Below are 3,064 nucleotides of genomic sequence, written 5' to 3'. Positions count from 1 at the left end.
GTATGGCGGGCGCCCAGTTCAACACGCATGGTCATGTCGTCGAACTGGTGGTTGTAGCCCAGGGCCGCTTTGGCGAACGGCGATTTGTTGGTGAGTTTCATGTCGTAGTCGCCCGAGTCCGGCTCGTAGCGGGTCCAGCTGTAGCCGCCACCCACCAGCACGTCGACGAAGTTGCGCGCATCCAGCGCGGCACGCCAGCCGAGGTCGAGGTCGGCCTGGCCTTCCTTGAGCTTGTTGTCGCTCTTCTCGCCGTACTTGGCTTCGATACCGGCCTGGTAGATAAAGCCGGATTCAGCCGTCAGCTTGTTGCCGAAGTTATAGAACAGGCCGGCTTCAGGCATGTGGTCCTTGTCGCTTTGGCTACCGCCTTCGAGTTTGAAGTCGTTGTAGCTGCCGAGGATCCCGAAGGTGGAAATCGGGTCGGTCGGCGCTGCTGCGAACACCACACCAGGTGCCGCGATCAAGGCCAGGACCGAGGAATTCTTGAGGATCTTTCCGAATAGTTTGGACATCGTTTTACGTCTCCATTGCAGGTGGCAAATTATTCAGGAAACGCTTCGAACCCTCGTTTTGGCGAAAGGTTCGAATTAATTTGCACCTTTTTCGAGGTAAAACGGTTCAGCGAAGGCTCTATATCAAGCGTCTTGGACGGGAGCCAGCAAACGACCGAAAATTGACCGCAACTGCGGATGCTCCGGCAGGCGAATACCAAAGCTGGCCTGCAACAGGTTCAGCAACTCTTCGACGTCCTCGATTGCACGCTTTTCGCTGGCCCGGTCCAGGTAGTGAATCGCGTACTGCCCGTTGTTCAGCGTACGGCGAAATCCCGGGCCAATCAGTGCGACTTTCAGCTGGCCGAGGAACGGCGAATCCGGGTGGGTGGAGACGTACCAGTTACCGATCTCGTAGTCGAAGTGTGACTGCACCTGCAGGTCGAACACATATAAGCCGCGCCACTCACCGGCGACCTGCGCCCACAAGGTGTAGCTGCCCTCGTCCAGGCTCAGGCGATAGGGTTCATGGGCGGTGGCCTGGGTGGCATCGGTGTCCAGTTGCAACGGACTGGTGGGCACCATGCCACCAAAGCCGACATCACTGATGTAACGCACGCCGTCCAGGGTCACCAGGCTCAGCCGATGGGTGCGCGCCGTCAGTGCATCGGGCGGCCCCCCCATCACCACACGGCCGGTAATGCCCCGCGCCTCGAAGCCCAACTCCTGCAACAAGGCCAGGAACAGCTGGTTCAGCTCGTAGCAATAACCACCACGGCCGTCGAACAGGACTTTTTGTTCGACGCTCGGCAAATCGATCGGCACCGGTGCGTGCAGCAGGGTCGACAGGCTTTCAAACGCGAAGGTGCTGACATGGCGCAACTGCAGATCCTGCAGGGTTTGCAGGGTGGGCGGAGGCGGCGTGTCGTAGCCCAGACGTTGCAGGTAGAGGCGGCTGTGGGTCAGCTCTGGCATGACGCAATCCTGGAGTCGGTGGCGAAAGCACCACTAATACCCTGACGGCGGTTATTTGCCAATTGTGGGTTGAATCAAATGCAAGCCCTCAGATGCACAAACTTTCTGAACCTTTCTGAACTGATTTATATCCATTCACTACAAGACAGGGAGGCATCATGAGTACCGCAATGATCTACACCATCCACTACTTGCTACACGGCGAACCAAAAACCTTTGTGGTGCGTGCCGAGGTCATGAACAACGCCGAAGCGTGGCATTGGGCGGCCGTTGACGCCGACATTGCCCACGTGGGGCGGATAGGCCGGCCGGGCCACGAGCGGGTGAAAAAGACCACTCGTCCCTGGGCGGAGAAGTTCGGCATCACCGAGGTGACATGGACAGCCCCGAAACGGCTTGGTTGAGGAATAAAAAGCCCCGCACGACGGCGGGGCTTGTTTCACTTTTTCAGATCACCGAGGGGATCATAGGCCGGCTTCTTGCCGGTTTTTTCTGGCTTGTCCAACGGGGCAATGGCGGGACCTACCGGGTCGACCTGTGGGTCTGCGACGTCCGGGGAATCGGGGTCGAAACCCAATTCGTCCTTGCCGCTGGAATGCTCGGATGAATGCGGGCCGCTTGTACGATTAGTCATAACTACCTCCTTGGCGCGCCGGGTCTACAGCGGGCGGGCCTTGTCGTGCAGGTTTTCCAGGTCTTCCTCGACCTGCTCTTCGTCGTCTTGCCGTTCGGCCGGGTCGTTGGGGCGCAGGGCGTCGTTGTCACGCTCCTCTTCGCCGGGCGTGCGGTCGGGGTTGGGTGTGCCGGGCGGCTGTTGCTGGTACCGGGTCATGATTCACCTCGCTTGGGGGTCGGTTGCCTACAGGGGTTAGAGAAATTGCGCTGATCCATCGTTCAACCTGATTACCGTCACTCCGACGGGTGAAGCATGAGAAGATGCTGGCCGGCGTTATAACCCTACTTGTGCCATGGAGACTGACCCTGGATGTTTGAGCTCAAACCGTGCGACCCGATTGTTTTTCGCCAGCAGACGCGACGCAGTACGTTGATAGTCGCGGGGTTGTTTGTGGTGTTGGCGATGGTGCTTTCCAGCCTGGCGGTGATGCTGTTTGGTGAGCCTGGGGGGGATAATTTTCGCTTTAATGTGGGCGGGGTGTTTGCCGGGGTGTTGATTACCGTAGGGCTGGTGCGGGGGCCGTTCTGGAACCAGGCCTGGTTCGCGCCGGCGGTGTATGGGTGGCAGCTCAAGCGCAGCCTGATGAGTGTGACTAATGTGATGCACAAGGTGACTGACGGGGTGAAGGCGAATGATCCGGTGGCGATCAAGTTGCTGCGGTTTTATCACCTTGGGTTGATGCAGATGCACGAACTGGACGCCAATTCGAGTTCTCAGGCGCAGTTGGTGCGCGAGGTTGATGAGCACCTGGAGAGGATGCGGGGGTTGGGGATTGAGCCTGACCAGACGCGGCTGGATCCGGATTGGGTTGAGGCTGTGAAGGCTCGCTGATTGGGGGGCATATCCGTTATTTGGGTGATGGCTGATATGGGTTCCGCTCTTACAGCGGCTCACTTTTGAACAGCGCAAAAGTAAGCAAAAC

The 3,064-nt window shown here is 58.6% G+C and carries 6 protein-coding genes; 2 read left to right on the top strand and 4 right to left on the bottom strand.

Annotated features, from left to right (window positions below; genetic code table 11):
* Both A462_RS32110 and A462_RS32115 read right to left on the bottom strand, forming a co-directional pair.
* The coding region (locus A462_RS32110) for an outer membrane beta-barrel protein (RefSeq protein ID WP_008430135.1) at nt 1-512 on the bottom strand (512 nt) is incomplete at its 3' end.
* 123 nt (nt 513-635) lie between these two features.
* Nucleotides 636-1,466 carry an arylamine N-acetyltransferase family protein gene (locus A462_RS32115; protein ID WP_008430133.1) on the bottom strand — a complete coding sequence of 277 codons (831 nt, stop codon included), beginning with the start codon at nt 1,464-1,466 and terminating at the stop codon, nt 636-638.
* Between the two features lie 158 nt (nt 1,467-1,624).
* On the opposite strand from A462_RS32115, the gene A462_RS32120 reads away from it, so the two are divergent.
* Complete coding sequence (locus A462_RS32120; protein ID WP_023658994.1) at nt 1,625-1,870, top strand: DUF6555 family protein; 246 nt, start codon at nt 1,625-1,627, stop codon at nt 1,868-1,870.
* Nucleotides 1,871-1,905: 35 nt separating this feature from the next.
* Here A462_RS32120 and A462_RS32125 read toward each other — a convergent pair whose 3' ends face one another.
* Nucleotides 1,906-2,100, bottom strand: a complete 195-nt coding sequence (locus A462_RS32125; protein ID WP_003210890.1) for a DUF6021 family protein — start codon at nt 2,098-2,100, stop codon at nt 1,906-1,908.
* Nucleotides 2,101-2,124: 24 nt separating this feature from the next.
* The gene (locus tag A462_RS34545; RefSeq protein ID WP_008430128.1) at nt 2,125-2,298 is read right to left on the bottom strand and encodes a hypothetical protein; all 174 of its coding nucleotides are present in this window, start codon (nt 2,296-2,298) and stop codon (nt 2,125-2,127) included.
* A 153-nt stretch (nt 2,299-2,451) separates the two neighbouring features.
* Between A462_RS34545 and A462_RS32130 the strand changes: the two genes are divergently transcribed.
* On the top strand, nt 2,452-2,973 hold the full coding sequence (locus tag A462_RS32130) for a DUF3087 family protein (RefSeq protein ID WP_003210892.1): 522 nt from the start codon (nt 2,452-2,454) through the stop codon (nt 2,971-2,973).
* Nucleotides 2,974-3,064: the final 91 nt, after the last annotated feature.

The organism is Pseudomonas sp. Ag1, from assembly GCF_000278565.1.
GTDB lineage: Bacteria > Pseudomonadota > Gammaproteobacteria > Pseudomonadales > Pseudomonadaceae > Aquipseudomonas.
Note: the sequence above shows the minus strand (reverse complement) of the source record. Positions and strands in the feature narration are given on the sequence as shown.